21 protein-coding genes are annotated in these 19523 nt (G+C 64.0%); 13 read left to right on the forward strand and 8 right to left on the reverse strand.

The genetic code is table 11. The features are described from left to right. The first annotated feature begins 87 nt into the window (after positions 1 to 87). Together metG and NDO75_RS01445 are read left to right on the forward strand one after the other, a co-directional pair. Complete coding sequence (gene metG, locus NDO75_RS01440) at positions 88 to 2205, forward strand: methionine--tRNA ligase (protein WP_310904324.1); 2118 nt, start codon at positions 88 to 90, stop codon at positions 2203 to 2205. Positions 2206 to 2330: 125 nt separating this feature from the next. After that, positions 2331 to 2501 (forward strand): hypothetical protein, encoded by a 171-nt coding sequence (locus NDO75_RS01445; RefSeq protein WP_310904325.1) that lies wholly within the window; start codon positions 2331 to 2333, stop codon positions 2499 to 2501. Between the two features lie 76 nt (positions 2502 to 2577). On the opposite strand, the gene NDO75_RS01450 is transcribed toward NDO75_RS01445, so the two are convergent. Beyond that, complete coding sequence (locus NDO75_RS01450; RefSeq protein ID WP_310904326.1) at positions 2578 to 2865, reverse strand: GYD domain-containing protein; 288 nt, start codon at positions 2863 to 2865, stop codon at positions 2578 to 2580. Between the two features lie 133 nt (positions 2866 to 2998). On the opposite strand from NDO75_RS01450, the gene pyk reads away from it, so the two are divergent. The 5 genes from pyk (at position 2999) to NDO75_RS01475 (ending at position 7999) form a co-directional block, all read left to right on the forward strand. Beyond that, positions 2999 to 4765, forward strand: a complete 1767-nt coding sequence (pyk, locus tag NDO75_RS01455) for a pyruvate kinase (RefSeq protein WP_310904327.1) — start codon at positions 2999 to 3001, stop codon at positions 4763 to 4765. A gap of 66 nt (positions 4766 to 4831) precedes the next feature. After that, positions 4832 to 5212: a hypothetical protein gene (locus NDO75_RS01460; RefSeq protein ID WP_310904328.1), complete on the forward strand. Its 381-nt coding sequence runs from the start codon at positions 4832 to 4834 to the stop codon at positions 5210 to 5212. A gap of 100 nt (positions 5213 to 5312) precedes the next feature. Next, complete coding sequence (locus NDO75_RS01465; protein ID WP_310904329.1) at positions 5313 to 5924, forward strand: NfeD family protein; 612 nt, start codon at positions 5313 to 5315, stop codon at positions 5922 to 5924. A gap of 72 nt (positions 5925 to 5996) precedes the next feature. Continuing rightward, positions 5997 to 7178 carry an SPFH domain-containing protein gene (locus NDO75_RS01470; protein WP_310904330.1) on the forward strand — a complete coding sequence of 394 codons (1182 nt, stop codon included), beginning with the start codon at positions 5997 to 5999 and terminating at the stop codon, positions 7176 to 7178. 203 nt (positions 7179 to 7381) lie between these two features. Then, a complete protein-coding gene (locus tag NDO75_RS01475; protein WP_310904331.1) occupies positions 7382 to 7999 on the forward strand; it encodes a MarR family transcriptional regulator in 618 nt (205 codons plus the stop codon). Between the two features lie 39 nt (positions 8000 to 8038). Here the strand turns inward: NDO75_RS01475 and NDO75_RS01480 are convergent, their stop codons facing one another. From NDO75_RS01480 to yjjX, 4 genes are all read right to left on the reverse strand, one after another. Beyond that, positions 8039 to 8695 carry an HAD-IA family hydrolase gene (locus tag NDO75_RS01480; RefSeq protein ID WP_310904332.1) on the reverse strand — a complete coding sequence of 219 codons (657 nt, stop codon included), beginning with the start codon at positions 8693 to 8695 and terminating at the stop codon, positions 8039 to 8041. 212 nt (positions 8696 to 8907) lie between these two features. Beyond that, positions 8908 to 9678, reverse strand: coding sequence for a hypothetical protein (locus NDO75_RS01485; RefSeq protein WP_310904333.1), 771 nt, complete (start codon positions 9676 to 9678; stop codon positions 8908 to 8910). 258 nt (positions 9679 to 9936) lie between these two features. Then, positions 9937 to 10158 carry a hypothetical protein gene (locus NDO75_RS01490; protein WP_310905154.1) on the reverse strand — a complete coding sequence of 74 codons (222 nt, stop codon included), beginning with the start codon at positions 10156 to 10158 and terminating at the stop codon, positions 9937 to 9939. A 248-nt stretch (positions 10159 to 10406) separates the two neighbouring features. After that, positions 10407 to 10937: an inosine/xanthosine triphosphatase gene (yjjX, locus tag NDO75_RS01495; protein ID WP_310904334.1), complete on the reverse strand. Its 531-nt coding sequence runs from the start codon at positions 10935 to 10937 to the stop codon at positions 10407 to 10409. A 218-nt stretch (positions 10938 to 11155) separates the two neighbouring features. On the opposite strand from yjjX, the gene NDO75_RS01500 reads away from it, so the two are divergent. The 3 genes from NDO75_RS01500 (at position 11156) to NDO75_RS01510 (ending at position 13847) form a co-directional block, all read left to right on the forward strand. After that, the gene (locus NDO75_RS01500; RefSeq protein WP_310904335.1) at positions 11156 to 12136 is read left to right on the forward strand and encodes a transcription initiation factor IIB; all 981 of its coding nucleotides are present in this window, start codon (positions 11156 to 11158) and stop codon (positions 12134 to 12136) included. Between the two features lie 64 nt (positions 12137 to 12200). Continuing rightward, positions 12201 to 12890, forward strand: coding sequence for a type I 3-dehydroquinate dehydratase (locus NDO75_RS01505; RefSeq protein WP_310904336.1), 690 nt, complete (start codon positions 12201 to 12203; stop codon positions 12888 to 12890). 333 nt (positions 12891 to 13223) lie between these two features. Continuing rightward, positions 13224 to 13847 (forward strand): hypothetical protein, encoded by a 624-nt coding sequence (locus tag NDO75_RS01510; protein ID WP_310904337.1) that lies wholly within the window; start codon positions 13224 to 13226, stop codon positions 13845 to 13847. 139 nt (positions 13848 to 13986) lie between these two features. Here NDO75_RS01510 and NDO75_RS01515 read toward each other — a convergent pair whose 3' ends face one another. Both NDO75_RS01515 and NDO75_RS01520 read right to left on the reverse strand, forming a co-directional pair. Beyond that, positions 13987 to 15174, reverse strand: coding sequence for a DUF5305 domain-containing protein (locus tag NDO75_RS01515; protein WP_310904338.1), 1188 nt, complete (start codon positions 15172 to 15174; stop codon positions 13987 to 13989). Between the two features lie 43 nt (positions 15175 to 15217). Then, positions 15218 to 16381: a S26 family signal peptidase gene (locus NDO75_RS01520; protein WP_310904339.1), complete on the reverse strand. Its 1164-nt coding sequence runs from the start codon at positions 16379 to 16381 to the stop codon at positions 15218 to 15220. A 304-nt stretch (positions 16382 to 16685) separates the two neighbouring features. Here NDO75_RS01520 and NDO75_RS01525 point away from each other — a divergent pair, with 304 nt between their 5' ends. From NDO75_RS01525 to NDO75_RS01535, 3 genes are all read left to right on the forward strand, one after another. Next, complete coding sequence (locus NDO75_RS01525; protein ID WP_310904340.1) at positions 16686 to 17285, forward strand: hypothetical protein; 600 nt, start codon at positions 16686 to 16688, stop codon at positions 17283 to 17285. After that, positions 17282 to 17740: a hypothetical protein gene (locus tag NDO75_RS01530; RefSeq protein WP_310904341.1), complete on the forward strand. Its 459-nt coding sequence runs from the start codon at positions 17282 to 17284 to the stop codon at positions 17738 to 17740. The genes NDO75_RS01525 and NDO75_RS01530 overlap by 4 nt, the downstream gene beginning before the upstream one ends. Positions 17741 to 17814: 74 nt before the next feature. Beyond that, on the forward strand, positions 17815 to 18258 hold the full coding sequence (locus tag NDO75_RS01535) for a zinc ribbon domain-containing protein (RefSeq protein WP_310904342.1): 444 nt from the start codon (positions 17815 to 17817) through the stop codon (positions 18256 to 18258). Between the two features lie 3 nt (positions 18259 to 18261). On the opposite strand, the gene NDO75_RS01540 is transcribed toward NDO75_RS01535, so the two are convergent. Next, complete coding sequence (locus NDO75_RS01540) at positions 18262 to 19458, reverse strand: 3-dehydroquinate synthase II (protein ID WP_310904343.1); 1197 nt, start codon at positions 19456 to 19458, stop codon at positions 18262 to 18264. Between the last annotated feature and the right edge of the window lie 65 nt (positions 19459 to 19523).

Genomic DNA, 19523 nt, shown 5'->3' on the forward strand with positions numbered 1-19523 from the left:
TATACGTCGTCGCCGAACGCGCGACCCGGATCGCGACGGACGATCGAAACCGGCGGGTTTTACGCTCGCGAGCGCAACGTGACGATCATGAGCCACGACGAGTTTCCGACGGAGAACCCCGCCGTCGTGACCTGCGGGTTGCCCTACGCCAACGGCGACCTGCACATCGGTCATCTGCGGGGGTACATCGGTGCAGACGCCTTCAGCCGCGCGCTCGAGACGCTGGGTCAAGAAACGGCCTACGTCTGCGGATCGGACATGCACGGCACGCCGGTCGCCGTCAACGCCGAGCAACAGGGCGTCGATCCCGAGGACTTCGCGCTGGACTGGCACGAGCAGTACGAGGAGACGTTCCCGCAGTTCAACGTCGACTTCGACAACTACGGCCACACCCACGACGAAACCAACACCGAACTGACCCAGTCGATCGTCCGGACGCTGGACGAAGAGGGCTACATCTACGAGAAGGAGATTCAGGTGGCCTACGACCCCGATGCCGACCAGTACCTGCCCGACCGCTACGTCGAGGGGACCTGTCCCTACTGCGGCGCGAAGGCCCGCGGCGACGAGTGCGACGAGGGCTGTCAGCGCCACCTAGAGCCCGGCGAGGTCGAGGACCCGACGAGCACGATCACGGGAAACCCCGCCGAGTACCGCGAGCGGACCCACAAGTTCTTCGAGGTCTCGGAGTTCGCCGACTTCCTCACCGACTTTCTGGACGGTCTCGAGGGGACCTCGAACGCCCGCAACCAGCCCCGGCAGTGGATCGAGGACGGCCTGCAGGACTGGTGTATCACGCGAGACATGGACTGGGGGATCGACTATCCCGACGGCGGAGACGCCGACGGTGACGACCTCGTCCTCTACGTCTGGGTCGACGCCCCGATCGAGTACATCTCGAGTTCGAAGCAGTACTCCGAGCGCGTCGGTACGGACGAGTACGACTGGGAGCAGGTCTGGAAGGGCGAGGGCGAGATCGTCCACGTCATCGGCCGCGATATCATCCAGCACCACACGATCTTCTGGCCGGCGATGCTCGAGGGCGCGGGCTACAACAAACCGCGCGGGATCGCCGCGACCGGATTCATCACGATCAACGGCAAGGGGCTCTCGACCAGCCGGAATCGGGCGATCTGGGCCAAGGAGTACCTCGAGGAAGGGTTTCACCCCGATCTGCTGCGGTACTACCTGACGACGACCGGCGGCCTCCAGCAGGACGTCGACTTCTCCTGGGAAGCCTTCCAGGAGAAGGTCAACGGCGAACTCGTCGGCACCGTGGGTAACTTCTGGTACCGCTCGCTGCTGTTCGCCTACCGCAACTACGAGGGAACGCCGGAAGCCGACGTTTCCGAAGAAGTCCGCGAGCGTATCGAGGGCGCGATCGGCGACGTTCGCGAAAGCGTCAACGACTACGACCTCCGCGGCATCGGGCAGGCGGCCACTCGGCTGGCCCAGTTCGGCAACGAGTACATCCAGCGCAACGAGCCCTGGAAGCTCACCGACGACGACCCCGACCGGGCCGCGCAGGTCATCCGCGACTGCGTCCAGATCGCCAAGGCCGTCGGCGTCCTCCTCGAGCCGATCGCGCCCGACAAGGCACAGGACCTGTGGGCGCAACTCGGCGAAGACGGGGCGGTTGCGGACGCCCACCTCGAGGACGCGCTCGAGGCCCCGCCCCGGAACTTCGACGAGCCCGGCGAACTCTTCGGCAAAATCGAAGACGACCGCGTCACGGAGCTCACGGAAAAACTCGAGGAGCGCGTCGAGGCCGCCTCCGACGACGGCGACGAGTCGGACGAAGACGACGCGGAAACCGAAAGCGACGACACCGGCGCGGACGAAGGCGGCGATATGGCAGACACCGACGACCTCGAGCCGCTGGCCGAGGAACGGATCAGCTTCGACGATTTCCAGGAACTCGACGTTCGCGTCGGCCGGATCGAATCGGCCGAGGGGATCGAGGGCGCGGACGACCTCGCGCGTCTCGAGGTCGACATCGGCTTCGAGACCCGACAGGTCGTCGCAGGCATCAAGCAACTCCACGACCTGGACGAACTGCCGGGCGAGAAGTGCGTTCTCCTGGCGAACATGGAGAAAGCGGAACTGTTCGGCGTCGAGTCCAACGGGATGATCCTCGCGGCCGGCGAGGAGGCGGACCTGTTGACGACCCACGGCGACGCCGACGTCGGCGAAAAAGTTCGATAGGTCGCCGGGTTCGACCGACGGGCGACTCGAGTCGCCGCAGCAGAACCGTCGCTCGCTCGCAGCGAGCCGCTATTTATCACCTCCCTTCAAATACTCCTATTAGGCCATGTGTGTCATGAGCACATATGTCACAGAGTGACGGGCGCATCCGAGGTGTCATCGGCCGGAAACCGGACTCGAACTCGTTTGCACGACTACCAAACGACCCCGCCGCCCCGGAAGTGACGGCACTGCTGGTGCTCGCCGTGTCGCTGTTCTCGCTCATAGTGCTCGGCAATCTCGCCGGGCTGTGGTGACGGTCCGATCCGGGCCAAGCGTTCGAGGCCGATGCGTGACCGGCGTGTCTTCGTGCGGGGTGACGAAGTGACTGGCTCAGACCTCGTCGACCAGATTCGAGAAGTCCGCAGTGTCGACGATCTCCATCGTCTTCCCCTCGAGGCCGTGACGGTGCAGCGTCAGCGCGGACTTGAACGCCGCCTCGCGGTCGGCGGCCTCGAAGGTGATCAGGAAGTCGTGTTCGCCTAATGCGGCGTACGAATCCACGAGTTCGGTGTTGTGCCCCTCGAACTCGGTCCGGATCTCGCCCCAGATCGTGGTGAGTTCCTGTGCGTTCTGAACGTCCCGATCGGCGAGATCGACGAGGGTCGCGTACGTTGGCATATCGAGTCGGAGGGGCGATCCGCGGAAAACGGTTCGCGTGGCAAGCGACGGGAGTTCGATCGGCAACTCGATTCGGGTACTCGAGCGTGAGTAAGTCCCTATCTTTTAGGCGGTGCTGGCGGTAGCCTCCGACATGAGAAACGCGAAGATCGTCTGCACGCTGGGGCCGGCGTCGAACGACCGGGAGTCGATCCGGGACCTCGCCGCTGCCGGGATGGCCGTCGCGCGGCTGAACGCGAGCCACGGGAGCCGTGAGGCGCGGGCCGACGTGATCGATCGCGTTCGCGCGGTCGACGAGGAGCGGGTGGAACCCGTCGCGGTCATGCTCGACCTACAGGGTCCAGAGATCCGGACCGCACCGCTGCCAGACGGCGAGACGGTCTCCGTGGAAACGGGCTCGGAGATCCGGTTCGTCGAGGGCGAGGAAGCAACGCCGGAGACGATCGGACTCTCCCTGTCGATCGACGCCGTCGAGCCGGGGGACCGAATCCTGCTCGATGACGGGCTGATCGAGACCACCGTGGTCGAGAACGAGGGTGACGCCGTTCGCGCGCGGGTCGACACCGGCGGCGAACTGGCCGGCCGGAAAGGCGTGAACGTCCCGGGCGTCGATCTGGACCTCGACGTCGTCACCGAGTCGGATCGACAGGACCTCGAGCTAGCCGCCGAGAAAGGCGTCGATTTCGTCGCGGCGAGTTTCGTCCGAGACGCGGAGGACGTCTACGAGGTCAGCGAGGTACTCGAGGACGCAGGTGCGGAGATTCCGGTCATCGCGAAGATCGAACGCGCCGGCGCGGTGGCGAACCTGGACGAGCTCATCGACGCCGCTTACGGCGTGATGGTCGCGCGCGGGGACCTGGGCGTCGAGTGTCCGATGGAGGACGTCCCGATGATCCAGAAACGGATCATCCGCAAGTGCCGCGAGGCGGGCCGGCCGGTCATCACGGCGACGGAGATGCTCGACTCGATGGTCCACGCGCGCCGGCCGACCCGGGCGGAGGCCTCCGACGTGGCCAACGCGGTCCTCGACGGCACCGACGCGGTGATGCTGTCGGCCGAAACCGCCGTCGGCGACCACCCCGTCGCCGTCGTCGACGCGATGGACAGCATCGTCCGTCAGGTCGAGACCTCGAGCGAGTACGATGAGTTGCTCGAGCAGCGCGTTCCCGAGTCGGGCGAGGCGCGGACGGATGCGCTGGCGCGCTCGGCGCGGTTTCTGGCGCGGGACATCGACGCCGACGCCGTCGTCGCAGCGACCGAATCCGGCTATACGGCGCTGAAGACAGCGAAGTACCGGCCCGGGATGCCGGTCGTCGCCTCGACGCCGAGCCAGGCGGTGCGCCGCCGCCTCGCGCTGACCTGGGGGGTGATGCCGCTGTACGCACACATCTCCGATCAGGGTGCGGGCGCCGTCGTCGAAAAGGCCGTGCAGTCGGCGCTGGACGCCGGCGTCGCCGAGAGCGGCGATACCGTCGTCGTCCTCTGTGGCATGATGACCGAGCTAGAAGGGGCGAACACGACGAACATGCTGAAGGTCCACGTCGCCGCCGAGGCGCTGACGACCGGCCGGGTCGTCGTCGAGGGTCGGACGACCGGCCCGCTCGTCCGACTCGCCGACGGCGACCTCTCGGACGTCCCCGATGGCGCGATTGTCGCGCTGTCCGCGGAGTTCGACGAAGAGTTCACGGGCGAGCCGGCCCGTATCGGCGGCATCGTCGACGCCCAGCGAGGGATGACGGGGTATCCGGCGCTGGTCGCCCGCGAACTGGACCTCCCGATGATCAGCGATGCGGACCTTGCGGACCTCTCGGGGCTCGAGGACGGCGAAACCGTCACCCTCGACGCCGAACGCGGCGTCGTCTACGGCGGCGACATCGGGGACCATCCCGAGCGAGCCTGACTCGCGACGACCCGGGCCGCCTCGTCGAGCCACGGGTTTTTGACGGCGGGAACGTTACGGTCGGATATGGCAGACGATTCGTCCGGACGCGACGAGACCGACGACCGATGGGGGGCGTCGTCGGCGACGGAGCCGGACGCCGGCCCGGCGGCTGACTCGAGCGACGACGAGTGGAACGCACACGATGAAACTACCCGGCCGGCCGCGGACGACCGCCGAGACGCGGAGGCCGGCAACGACGGCTGGGACGGGATTCCGATCGACCTCTCCGGCTCGAGCGAAGCCGACGAGCCGGCCGATACGGACGAGGACGCGTACACGCCCGAGGCCAACTCGACGCCGATCGAACCCGGCGATCCCGACCTCGAGAACGTGCTGTTCGTGGTTCTCGGTGCGATCACGATGCTGCTCGTCTTCGTCCGGCTGATTTTGATCCTGCTGGGGTGACCGATCCGGCCGATCGAATCGGAGTGGCTCGCGCTCCCTCGAAACGACAGCATTTGGTACGCAGTAAACATTTAATCCGGACGAGACCTAACCGCCGCACATGGTCGAATCCCTCGTGGGGAACGCGCCGTTGCTGTTGCTGGTTGCGGGGCTCGTACTGATGGTTCTCGAGGCCCTCTCCCCAGGGGCCCACCTCATCGTCATCGGGATCGCGCTGGTCGGTGCCGGCCTCGTCGGCATGCTCTTTCCGCCCGCGGCGAGCCCGTTCGTACTGGCTGCGCTGACGCTTGCGATCGGACTCGCCGCGGCCTACGTCTACCGGGAGTTCGACTTCTACGGCGGGAAAGGTACCGCCCGGACGACGGACTCGGACTCGTTGGCCGGCGCGACGGGCTACGCCACCGAGACCATCACGACCCGCAGCGGCGAGGTCAAACTCGACGAAGGGGGGTTCGCTCCCTACTACAGTGCGCGGACGACCGACGGGACGATCGAGGAGGGCGAGGAGATCATCGTCCTCGATCCAGGCGGCGGCAACGTTCTCACTGTCGAATCGCTCGACGCGATCGGCGAGGACGAGATCGATCGCGCGCTCGCCCGGGAACGTGCGGCCTCCGAAGCCCGCGAACGGGAGGCCGCGGACGGCGGCGACGAGTTCGACGACGCGTCGTCGAACGCCGACCGCGAGACCGAAACGGAGCGCTCCGGTTGAGCCGTGGGATGCAGTCACAAATGTTGACGAAATAAGGGAACGCTTTTCTCCCCACCCCCGCAAGGGTGAAATATGATAGGACAACTGTTCCCCTTGCAGACCACCGGCGGTATCCTGCTGGTCGTCGGTGCCCTCATCCTCGTCGTCGTCGTCGCCGCGCTGCTCAGCGCGGTCGAGATCGTCGACGCCTACGAGAAACGTGCTCTAACCGTCTTCGGCGAGTACCGCAAACTGCTCGAGCCGGGGATCAATCTCGTCCCGCCGTTCGTCTCGAACACCTACGCGTTCGACATGCGAACTCAGACCCTGGACGTGCCCCGACAGGAAGCGATCACCCGCGACAACTCGCCGGTGACCGCCGACGCCGTCGTTTACATCAAGGTGATGGACGCCAAGAAGGCGTTCCTTCAGGTCGACGACTACAAACGCGCCGTCTCGAACCTCGCCCAGACGACCCTGCGCGCCGTGCTGGGTGACATGGAACTCGACGACACGCTCAACAAGCGCCAGGAGATCAACGCGCGCATCCGCGAGGAACTCGACGAACCCACCGACGAGTGGGGCATCCGCGTCGAGTCCGTCGAGGTCCGCGAGGTCAACCCCTCGAAGGACGTCCAGCGCGCGATGGAGCAACAGACCTCCGCCGAGCGGAAACGCCGCGCCATGATCCTCGAAGCACAGGGTGAACGCCGCAGCGCCGTCGAGAAAGCGGAAGGTGACAAGCAAAGCGAGATCATCCGCGCCCAGGGTGAGAAGCAGAGCCAGATCTTAGAGGCCCAGGGTGACGCGATCTCGACCGTGCTGCGCGCACGCTCCGCCGAGTCGATGGGCGAACGCGCGGTCATCGACAAGGGAATGGAGACGCTGGCCGACATCGGCCAGGGCGAGTCGACGACGTTCGTCCTGCCCCAAGAGCTCTCCTCGCTGGTCGGCCGCTACGGCAAACACCTCTCCGGCAGCGACGTCAAGGAGAACGGCCACGAACTCGAGAGCCGCGAGTTCGACGAGGAGACCCGCGAACTGATCGGACTGGACGACATCGCCGAGATCATCGGCGAGATCGACCAGGAGGCCGACATGGACGTCGAAGCGATGGAGCAGGAGGCTCAGGCGATCAAGGAGGGCAAGGATCCCGCGGAGATCTCCGACCCCGACGAAGTCATCGAGGAGATGGATCAGGACTTCCAGAGCCAGGCCGACGGCGGCACCGAGATCCCGGCCGACGACGCGGACGGCTCGTCCTCGGACGACTGAACCGCCGTCCCGCGACTGCGTTCGAACAGCTACTTCCGACACGTTTCGCGGCTCGACCGGGACGCGGCCGGTCAGTCGCTGCCGTTCACTGCTGGTAAGAGACTACTACCGAGAACCATTAGAAAGCTAACCAGTCGTATTCGATGAACAAAGCGGAGCGAAACCTGTTTTACGGGCCGTCCCGTTATGGGCTGTAGGTAGTTATGACATCGCCCAACAGGGTCGACGACGACAAACGAGCGACCCTGCGCCGATTCGCCGCCCTCGGCGCTGCATCCCCGCTGGTTGGACTCTCGGATTCAGCCGCGGCCGACGCGGGGGAAAGCGACGCGCGCGACGCGATCGCGGGCTATCTCTCGACGACGCCCGGAGCCCACTTCTCCAAGATCCGCGACGATCTCCAGCTCGGCACCGGCGAGACCCAACACCACCTCCGTCGACTCGAGGAGGTCGACGCCATCGAGCGCTATCGCGACGGCGACTACAAGCGGTTCGTCACGGCCGGCCGCTTCGACGAGTTCGAGAAACGGGCACTCGGCTATCTCCGCCGGGAGACGCCCCGCGGGATGCTCATCGAACTCCTCCTGAACCCGGACGCGACGGCGGGCGATCTCGCGACGGCGCTCGACGTCTCGCCGCCGACGGTCAGCAAGTACGCCGGCGAGCTCGAGGAGGCCGGCCTGCTCTCCCGCGACGACGGCTACGCGGTCGAACGCCCCGAGACCGTCCTGGTGCTGGTCGTTCGCCACGCGGATTCCTTCGGCGACCGGGCGCGGACGCTCGCTCGGAACGCGGATCAGTTCCTCGCCTACGAGGGGTAACACGCTGTTTCCGCGGAGTAAAACCCTATTACCGCCTGCTCAGGCCGATTCGACCACGCCGAGTAGCTCCCGCAGCGACTCGAGGTCGTACGTCGCCTCGGCCGGTCGATCGAGATCGCGGTTGTGCGACCGTCGAACGAACGCGGTCTCGAGGCCGGCCGCCGCCCCGGCCGTCACGTCTTTCGGCGAGTCGCCGACGTAGAGCCCGTCGCTGACGCCGAGTTCTGCGAGGGCCGCCTCGATGTAGTATGGGTCGGGCTTGCGTCGCTCGTAGCCCTCGAACGTAGGGTCGCGGCCGCGGACGACGTCGAAGTCGAATCCGAAGTGTTTGGCGACGAACTCGGCGGTCTCGTGGCGGTTGTTCGTGACGAGGCCGATCGTCGTCCGGTCGCCGAGCTCGTGGATCGCCTCGGTGTCGTCGTACGTCTCGCGTTCGCCGCTCCGAAGTCGGTCGTGGGTCCCCTCGGAGGCGTACATCTCCTTCAGTTCCCAGAACCGTGCGAGATCGATCTCGAGGTCGGCGCAGTGCTCCCGAATCCGTTCGTGCTCGTGGCGTCTGAAGTCGCGGCGCTGGGACGGGGTCGGATCGGCCTCGAGATCCGCGAGCACGGCGTCGGCGGCGTCGGCGTAGACTTGCGGGTGAGTCCGGGCTCCCTCGAGGACGATCCCGTCCATGTCGAACAGTATCGGTAGCATCGGCGGTTTCGTCCCCTTAGTCGACCCTCGATAAGACGTTTCTGACTCCTCGTAGTATATTGTCGCCCGCGAGTATTAGCAGAACAGCCAGGATGGCTTTCTGGTAGAAGTGTAACTCCACTATGTGGTCGTTCACGTGATAGACGGTCAAGAGCGTAATTACGACTAACAGAAATCCGCTGTCGAGCCGTCTCCTTTCGCGTGGTGATCCGTCATCCATACTCTTGAATCTGCTTTGGGCCTCGTTGGTTAACAGAGTTGATGCCCTGGCCATTGAAAGTACGTTTGGAGGCCAACAGTATCAGCGGTGGCTTATATTTTGTGAGACCTGCTCGGCAGGAGATAAACTTTTGATCACGAACAAGTGGAAGAGATTGGTCCCAGTCCACCATCGCGAAGGTGATTGTATCGCTAGCAGCGAGAGTAGCAAGAGTAGTAACTATCTCTTCTACCCTACGTTTGGTCAGAAGGTTTACTAACCATTGTGGCCCTTTCTTTCTGATGACAAACCAAAGTTCTGCGGCGACCACAGTTTTAGCCACGGCAGAGGCCTCTCTTCCTAGTTCAAAGGATTCAGCATCGTAATAATGTACATTACAATCACGGCTACAGTGACCGAGTGATTCCCAACGGCGTCCCGCTCTTTTTACAATCTCATACGAGCCAAATTCAACACCATCCAAATCTTCGTCAGTGTAACTAACATCGCCTGACCAGGGTGTATGTGAGGCGAGTCTGATACCGCCTGTCTGGGGAGTGGTGACGATCTCTGGCCTGATAACAAATTCTTGCTCACCACTTGTTCGATCAACTACAACAACTTCATCAGTCTTCTTATTAACTTTGTTTAATTTCTTTCTCCCGTTTCTTTCGAATTGGAGATAGATGTGGTTTTGGTCTTCTCCGAGGAACTTCGTGTGAGAGTCTTCACTATTGTGATTATCCTCGCTGTTTTCGTCTGCAACAACGCTAGCAGAAATCAAACTAACGCTTGAGAGGGCGATACTGTTCGTGAGTAGCTTTCTTCTCCGCATGCAGATTGCGCTTTTTCGCAGATTGTATTGATTTCATGTATGGGTATTCTGAGGCGGAAAGTAGACGATACATTTATTTACACATGAAAATATATTAATTGGTTTCACTCTCCGCTATCGGCTAAAGGAGAATGACGGCAGTACCGCTCGTCGGCTATCTATTACGAGGAAAACCAGAAATCCAGCCCGCAGTGGCCGCGTTTCGGCCTAAACGTCGACTTTCCAGGTCGTGCTCGAGGAGTAACCCCATTTTTCGATCTCGACATCGTACTCGCCCTCCTGAAGCGCGGTGATGTTCGAGCCGACCTCTTTCGCCGTCATCCCGAGTTCCTGGCCGATGAGGCGGGATTTGAAGTACGTCTTCGTCGCCGCGTTCTCGCGGAGGTACTCCAGGATCTGCTGTTGTTTGCTCGTGAGGTCGGGGGCCATTGCAGTGCTCATACTCGGTCGGATGGCAGGAACGCCCTTAGGGGGTTTGGTACGCGCGGTTAACCCGCCGCCTGCTTGCGGTTTTTCGGAAGAGTAATCGATCAATAATCCGGTGGAAAGCTTTCGTTGGTACGCGCGGTTAAAATATATGGGACGGTGACTGTCGCCAGTATTTGATCGTTTCCCGGCGGCGTCCGGCGATCGGCGTCCCTGAACGGACGTGACCGACCGGAGCACGATGGCGCTCGTTACGGTCGCGGTCCACCGTCGTACGTGCCCGCTACGAACGATCCGAACGAACACGCAACTGCCTCGCTGAGCGCCTGCGTTCGGTCCGTCAAGCCGGCGGTGAGCACGCCCGCCGCTCCCTCGGACTCGGCGACCCCCTCCGTTCCGAGCAGGTCGTCCATCACCGGTCCCAGTTCCGCACCGTCCTCGACTCGATCGGCGACATCGTCGGGGAGCCGGAGCGTCGGCCCGCCGCCCTGCTCGAGCCGGTCGCCGTCGGTCGTAGCACCCCACATGATCAGGGAGAGACCCGGAACGCCCTCGAGCCGGGCGACGCCGCCCTCGAGCCCGATCCCGTAGTCGGCGTCGGTTGCTGCGTGCGCCCGCCGAGCGCGGTTCTCGGCACCGCGGACGGTCTCCGCGATCGATCGCGGCTGCTCGCTCACGCCGGAGTCGACGTCGACGGCGGCGACGGTCGGCTCGTACCGCTCGAGCGTGCGTTCGACCGCTTCGACCTTGACCGGATTCGTGCTGCCGACTGCGATCTCCATGTCTGTGGCTCGAATCGGGCGAATTTGGGGGCTCCGGTTTCGACTGGCTTCTCAGCTTTAATGTTACTATCTATCATGCTCTTTCGGTCGAATTATCCAGTTTCGAGGGGTTTCCGGGCACGACTTCGAAACCATTAAACCTCGAGTGTCTGAACGTGGGAGGTAACGACTCCGTCCGGGCTTTTACGATCGGTTCGGCCGGGAGCATTCGCCATCGCATGACTAACGCACCATCGAACACGAGAGTACGACGTAGCGAACCCGAAACGAACGAACAGGAGACCGAAAGCGAGGACCAGGACCTCGTCTGCCCCGAGTGTACGGGCCAGCTCGTCGTCGACGACGAGCACGGCGAGACGGTCTGTGAGGACTGCGGGCTGGTCGTCGAGGAAGACTCGGTCGACCGCGGTCCCGAGTGGCGCGCGTTCGACGCCGCGGAGAAAAACGAGAAGTCCCGCGTGGGTGCGCCCACGACGAACACGATGCACGACAAGGGGCTCTCGACGAACATCGACTGGCGGAACAAGGACGCCTACGGCAACTCGCTTGGCTCCCGCCAGCGCGAGAAGATGCAGCGCCTGCGCAAGTGGAACGAGCGCTTCCGCACCCGCGACTCGAAGGAGCGCAACCTGAAGCAGGCCCTCGGCGAGATCGACCGGATGGCCTCCGCGCTCGGCCTCCCGACGAACGTCCGCGAGACCGCGTCGGTCATCTACCGACGCGCGTTAGACGAGGACCTCCTCCCCGGTCGCTCGATCGAAGGTGTCTCGACCTCCTGTGTCTACGCCGCCGCCCGCCAGGCCGGCGTCCCCCGCTCGCTCGACGAGATCGCCGACGTCTCCCGCGTCGAGAAAAACGAGATCGCCCGCACGTACCGGTACGTCGTGCGCGAACTCGGTCTCGAGGTCCAGCCCGCCGACCCCGAGAGCTACGTCCCCCGCTTCGCGTCGGGGCTCGAGCTCTCCGACGAGGCCGAACACCGCGCGCGCTCGCTGCTCCAGAACGCCAAGGAGAAGGGCGTCCACTCGGGTAAGTCGCCGGTCGGCCTCGCCGCGGCAGCGGTCTACGCCGCCGCGCTCCTGACCAACGAGAAGACCACGCAGGCAGCCGTCTCCGACGTCGCCGACATCTCCGAAGTCACCATCCGGAACCGCTACCACGAGCTCCTCGAGGCCGAGGAGACGATCGGGATGGCCTGACCGCGGACCCGACGACCCGCCGAAACGATACCGTTTTTGTCGTTCTCGCTCGCAGTCCGTAGCAATGGGACTGGATTTCGACTCGTTCGTCCTCGCGGCGTCGACGGCGGATCTCGCCGACGAGCCCGCGGCCCGCGAGCACGCCGACGCGATCGAATTTCGAATGGATCTGGCCGACGATCCGCTGGCCGCGCTTGAGGCCTACGACGGCGAGCTCCCGATCCTCGCCACGAACAGAGCTGACTGGGAAGGCGGCGAGGCCGAAGACGAGGGTCGGCTCGAGGCGCTGGCCGAAGCGACCGCGCTCGAGGGCGTCGAAGCGATCGACGTCGAACTCGAGTCGATCCTCGAGGGGGAGGCCGAGGGGCTGCTCGAGACGGCCCGCGAGCGCGATGTCTCGGTCGTCGCGTCGGCCCACGACTTCGAGGGGACGCCGCCCCGGAAAGAGATGGTGCGGACGCTGACCGAGGCGGGCAAGTACGCCGACGTGGCGAAGCTGGCGGTGACCGCGGAGTCGAAGGCGGATACCCTCGCGCTGCTGTCGGCGACCGAGCAACTGACGTCGCACGGCGATGCCGTGGCGACGATGGCGATGGGGGAAGTGGGGAGTCACACGCGGGCGGTCGCGCCGGTGTACGGCTCTAAAATCGGATACGCACCGGTGGATCCAGAAGAGGCGACCGCGCCGGGGCAGTACGATTTGGAGACGCTAACAGATCTAGTTTCGGAACTCTCTTTGAGAGAGGACCAATAATGATATAGTAGCCAAATCATTCTGCATCAAAATCACCTGACTGTCAAGAATTTTCCCGGTTGGTAATTCAATATTTGTATAACACCTCCATCTCAGAGGTTTAATTCATAGACTCGAGTACTCGTTTCTGACGTCGAATGCTTTTGTCAAGGAGTCCCTGTAGCCACTACAGGACTTCTCTTCCGTAACAACACGCGTTCTTTCCTGCTACTGCTGGTTACATATTCCAAAGATGGATCCTGTGGACCGACTGAATACGCGTCGCAGATGAGGAGGCGGTCGACAACGTGATGCCGGCTATGACGGCGCGCGACACAACGAGGTCGAAAATCAATGCAACGACGCAAATTCCTTGTCGGAATGGGATCGCTTGCCGCCGGTAGTGCGGCTACAATTGGTACTGGTGCCTTTGCTACAGCACGTGTCGATCGGGCAATCAACGTGGATGTTGCGGGTGACAATGCGGCGTATCTCGGATTAGATGCGTCAATAAGCGAATATGCTGTTCAGAAGAATAAAAAGCTGCAGCTTGTGTTCGATGGATCTAATGGCCAAAATGGAGATGGTCTCAACCCGGACTCGGATACGGCATTTCACAACGTCTTCCGTATCCAAAACAACGGAACAAATAAGATTCGGGTCACCCTGCAAGATGTTCCCAGCGATTCACCGATGGTGTTTAAGTACACGGACGGCGCCGACAATTCAACAACGTTGACAGACCAGACCTATTTCCCTAATTCTCCAAAGCCTCTTGCTGATACGACTTATGGTCCGAGTGGGAGTCAAAATTCAGGGCATCTTGAACTTGGGGTTGGTGATGATGCATACGTCCATATCAGTTTCTACCTACGTGATGAAGGAGACGCTGTTGATGATGTAACCACGGATGCCAGCGCAATTCCAGAGGAGTTTGGAATCTACGCATCCGGCCTCATTGATGACGATGGCCTGTAAATAGAGAGAACTACCTCTATTCTATTTTATCGGGTGGCACAGATCTAACATCTATTGAGGGGATTCGGTCTACTCCCCCATCGCAAACAATGAGTCTGCCTACTGATGAGTATGGTTCGGGTGAGAAACTGTTTATTTCCTACGAGTCGTCTTCGGCCGCGTCTTCTTGCCCGTCACCCCCATCGTCTGACCCGCCGGCGACGGCCTTTTCCTCGCCGGTCTGCCGCCTCCCGAGCAGGTCGAGACCGGCGTCGACGCTCAGGTCCGCCTCGAATTCCGCCGGCTCGTACGCGTACAGCGAGTCCCCGTCGACGACGTAGTACCCACCCGCAGCCTCGTCCTCGAGCACGCGCCGGTCGCAGTCGATCGCCACGTCCACCAGGTCCTCGAGCGTCGAGACCTCGATCCGCGACCGCTCGCGAACCTCGTTGGGGAGCGAGCCCCGGGAGATCCAGTCGTCGAACTCCTCGCGCTCGTACTGCATGCGGAGGCGCTCGAGTTCGGCTTCGGACGGCGCGAGCGTCCCGTTGGCTCGCGCGACCGCGAGCGCGCCGAGGGCGCCGAGCGACGCCAGCAGCAGGAGCACGGAGCCGATCGGGCCGACGAACCCGGCCGAACTCGCGGTCGTCGTCGGGTCGGTCGCCTCCCGCGGGGGCTGGTCCGCCGTCGTCGGCGCGTCGACGCCGTACGTGGCCCCGTCCGGCGTGATGGCGAGTTCGTACCGCTCGGTCCGCTCGACGGGATCGCCGTCGATCGTTCCCTGAATCGTCACGGTCGCGACGACGGTCGTCTCGACCGAGCCCGGCGAACCGCCGAGGCTCTCCTGGATACGCTCGCTCTCGTTGACCGTGGCGGGCACGTCGACCGCGAAGTCGGTCGTCGCCGTCTCGCCCGGTCCGAGGCTCTCGACCGTCGTCTCCGCGATCGTCTTGTTGACCTCCCAGTACTCCCGCTGGTCGTCGGCTGACCGGATCACCCGCTCGAGCTCGACGTCGGCGGTCACGTCGCCGGCGTCGGCGTCGTACCGGTAGGTGAAGTTCCCCTCGAGTTCGGGCGTAACCCGGGTGAAGTAGACCGACCGATCCGAGAGCCGCGTTCCGACCGGATAGACTTCGTTCTCCCGCTGCACCTCCGCGCCGTGGTCGAAGCTTCCGGTCGCCGACCACGCCTCGGCCGGCTGTCGACTCGTCTGCTCGGCCGAGCCGGCGACGGCCGCGTACGCACCCCAGCCGCCGACGAGCGCCAGCGCGAGCAACGCGACGACCGCGACGACGTACCACTCGTCGAGCGCGGCCCGCGCACGCACGACCAATCGATCGCTGTTCATCGTCGATACCTCCCTCGAGACGCACCAGTCACATCCATGATTGTCACCTCAGAAATCCCCCTGTCGAATCCGAACGACGCCGCGAGCGGGTCCTGATCGTGCCGGTGCCCGCCAGCAGCGCGAACGGCGAGACCACCAGTCCGGTGAGGACGGTCGCCACGCCGGTCATCGCCACCCAGGGGTGGACGGCGTGCAGTCGGGCGATCAGCGGCGGCGGAAGCACCGCGAAGTACCGGTGGTCCGTGTACGACCGCAGGTAGTAGCCGGTCTCGGACGGTGCGGTCAGCGCGACGGTCGCGTCGACGGACTCGCCTCGAGTGAGCACCCGCGGATCGTCGTCGACGTCGATTCCGTTACTGGCCGGCTCCGTGATGGATACGACCGGCATCGCGCCGCCGTGGCGCAGCTCCGTCGAGTGCGTTTTCGTCTCGCCGGCGGGGACCACGTCGGGCCGCTCCGAGTCGAACTCCGCGCTCACGAGCCCGATTTCGACCGATCCCGACATCGCGACCATAGTCGCCAGCGCGACCACGAAGACGAGGGCACCCATTCCGACGACGAGCCGCCGCGCGTCGAACGCGTCGATTCGCGTTCGCGACCGCGATCGGTCGCGATCGGGCGTCCCGCGGCCGTCGAACGCCGCCGAGAGGACGATCACGAGCAGGCCGAAGCCGAGCAGGAGGTACGAGAGTCCCTGGCTGCCCGCTAACGCTCGGATTCCCAACGTCGACGCGAGCCACCACTGGGCCGACTCGAGTCCCCCCTGGACTGTCATCGCGGCCGTCCCGAGGTGGGGGATCGTCACGACCTCGCCGTTAACCTGTAGCGCTTTCGCGGCGATCTGGCCGTCGGTGACGTGCGGTTCCCCGCCGTCTTGATCGGTAAACGGGTTCGCGTCGCCGCGCGTCACGTAGCCGTGGTCGGTCTCCTCGACCACCCGATGGGTCGTCAGCCCGCCGCCCTCGATCTCCTGTGCGTCGTAGACGACGACGTCGCCTTCCTCGACGGGGCCGGCGATGGCGGTCGGAACGGCGACGAAGCCGTCGCCGGCGTCGATCGTCGGTTCCATGCTGCCCGTCTCGACGTACCCGAGACCGATCGGTACGCCGAGGACGTGTCCGGCCACGAGCAGTCCGACGAGAGCGACGACGCCGATCGCCGCCGCTCGTCCGAGAACCGTCCCGCGTTCCGCTCCCGTTCCTGTCATTGTGTTCCCCAACAGTCGACGCGCCGCCGTCTCGTCGAAACGCGATGGCGCACGTCGTTCCGCCCGACGTGACTGTCAGGTATTGCTATGTACCGTTTTCCGACGCTGCTGGCGACGCCTGCGGCGGCTCAATCCGCTGTTACGAACGCGAGACGTTCTTCTACCGGTGCCATACCCGCCGCAAGTACTGTTCATTTCGTTTACGTTTGGCTAACTGATTTTCTCAATGGCTGTTCAGACACTGATACACTGGTAACTGCGGGCCGAGAACGAGTCGCCACGTCATAGTTTACAATTAATTAACATGGCCGACGGCGAGCGGGTGGATGGGGATGAAGGGGTGACGAACCTGTCTTCGAGAGACGAATCGCGAACGGACGAGTTGACACGCGACGAGATATTCACGATGTTGAGCAACCGACGGCGCCGGTGGGTACTCCACTATCTCAAGCGAACCGACGAGGAACGGGTCGATCTGCGGACGCTCGTCGACTCGATCTCGGCCTGGGAGTACGACGTTCCAGCCGACGAACTGCCCTGGAAGAAGCGAAAGCGGGTCTACACCGCGCTCCGGCAGTCCCACCTGCCGAAGCTCGCTGACGTCGGTGCGATCGAATACGACCAGTCACGAGGCGTCGTCGAGCTGACCGACGAGGCGGCGGAACTCCAGATGTACCTCGAATACGTCCCGGCGCAGGATATCCCGTGGAGTCACGTCTACCTGGGGTTGACTGTCGTCGGAACGGCGCTGACCGCACTCGCACAGTACGCGATCTTCCCGTTCGTCGACCTGGGCGGAACGGCGCTTGCGGCGATTTTCGTCGCCATGTTCGGCGTCACTGCGATCGCTCACGCGAGCTACGCACACCGCAATCGGATCGGACGAGGTGAGCCGCCGCGATGACCTCGAGAGTCGGCATCGCGATGGTCGTCCTCGCACTCGTCTCGCTCGTCGTCTCGAGCGGCGGCGTCAGTTCGGTCGTGCTCGAACGGCCGATCGAAATCGACGTCGCCGACGACCCGTCCGAGCAACTGGTGGTCTTCGATAGAGCGTCGAACGGTTCCCTCACGGTGACGAATCAGGCGACGGCGAACCTCACTGTCGAACGCGCGACCGTCGACGAATCGCGAGTCGGAACGTGGGCGTCGAACGCGAGCGTAGATCAACCTGACGAACCGATCGAACCCGGTGAAAACGCCTCGGTAGACGTTGCTGGCGATCCGTGTGCCGGCGCGGAGACCACACGGGACGTGCCGATCGAACTCGAGGTCGCGACGGATTCGACGACGATCGAAACGACCGTCGACGTCGCCGTCTGGTGTGGCGAAGACGGTGGCGCTACTCGCTCTGCCGGATAACCTCCGGTACTGCGCTCGATAGTAATCGAAATCGGAATGTTAAGGGCGAGGGTCCCCTACCGTCATCACAGACAATGACATGGATCCGTGCGCTCCTCGCCGCCGGCCTTTCGGTGATCATGCCGGGTGCCGGACACGTCCTCGTCCGGGACTGGCTTCGCGCCGCCGCGTTCGCCGCGCTCTTCCTCTCGGCGAGCGTCCTCTTTCTCCCGCTCGAACAGATCGCGCAGGCGGGCCCGATAACGAGCTACGAGCAAGCCTTCGAGCAGGCGGAGATCATGACCGAGGAGACCGACGCGATGGCGCAGTTCCTCCTCTCGTTTATCGCTCTCTTCGCCGCGGTCGATGCGACCGTCCGGGCGCTCGGCTACCGGTCGGGCGGAGCCGACGCCGCTGACGAACTGACCTGTCCGGAGTGTGGGAAAGAAGTCGACGAAGACCTCGAGTTCTGTCACTGGTGTACGACGCGCCTCGAGCCGACAGAGCCCGAAACGGAGACGGAGACGACCGATATCTAACGACTACTTCTCGATAATGCTCTCTTCGACGGCCTCGCCGAAGTGTCGGGCCGTGTCCTCGTAGTACAGCAGGATCTCGTCGCCGGCCTCGAGGTCGGTCACCGCCTTCCGTCCCTCCGCCGTCGCCACCTTGATCGTCTCGGCGTTCTGGAGGAGCGTCTCGACGCGGTCGCCGCTCTCCGTTTCGAGGGCGATCCGGAACATCGGTCGCTGCTCGATCTTGGCCCGGCCGACGATCGCTTCGCGGGTGTTCCCCTCGAGGTCGACGATCTGGACCTCGTCGCCGCTCTGGAGTTCGGCGAGATACTTCGTGCCGCCGTCGGGGGTGCGGACGTAGGCGTGGACCGCGCCGGCGTTGACCCGGAACGGCCGGGAGGCGACGTACGGCGATTCGGCCGTCTCGGCGTGGACGAAGACCAGCCCGCGGCTCATCGAGCCGACGAGCATCCCCTCGTCGTGCTCGAGCATGCTGCCCGTGTCGACGCAGACCCGGTCCGCGCTGCCGGCCCGTTCGACGTCGAGCACTTCGGCGTACTCGAGGTCGAGGCTCTCGCGTTCGGCCTCGTCGCGGACCTCGACTGTCTTGCGGATCTCGTCGGGATCGTCCGAGTCCAGCAGGACGGCGTCGGCTCCGATCTCGAGGGTCTCGAAGGCCGTCTTGGCTTCCTCGGCACTGGTGACGCCCGCCACGAGGTCGGTCTCCTCGCCGATGCGGGCGATCAGGTTCTCGAGGGGGATGATCGTCCAGTCCTCGCCGACGACGATCGTGTGGTCGGCCTCCTCGGCGGCGGTCTCGGCGAAGCGCTCGTACTCCTTGCCGAGGATGCGGACGTACGCGCCCCGCTCGAAGTCACCGTCGCGGCGCAGCGTCGAGAGGTCCGCGGATCCCGAGAAGTCCTCCGGGAGGTCGATCGTCGCGTCGCCCTCGCCGTTCTTGCCGACGACGACCGCGTCCGCCTGTGCGGCCACGTCGTCGTCGCTTCCGCCTTCGGCGTCGTCGATGTCGTCGACCAGCGTCACGTCGCCGTCGGTCCGAAACGCCGCGACGTTGATGTCGCCGAGTTCGCGGACGCGGGAGACGTCGTCCTCGTCGACCAGTACCCAGTCTACACCCGCCTCGAGCGCGGCAGTGATCCGCGCCCGGCGGTCGTCCCAGTCGCCGACGGCGTCGTCGGCTTTCACCCAGACAGATCGCGTCATAAATCGACCGTCGAAGGGAATCGGCTTGAACGTGGCGGATCGGGCAGGTGGTGTGGTCGGCCGAC

Origin of the sequence: Natrinema sp. 1APR25-10V2 (assembly GCF_031626495.1) — an archaeon.
GTDB lineage: Archaea > Halobacteriota > Halobacteria > Halobacteriales > Natrialbaceae > Natrinema.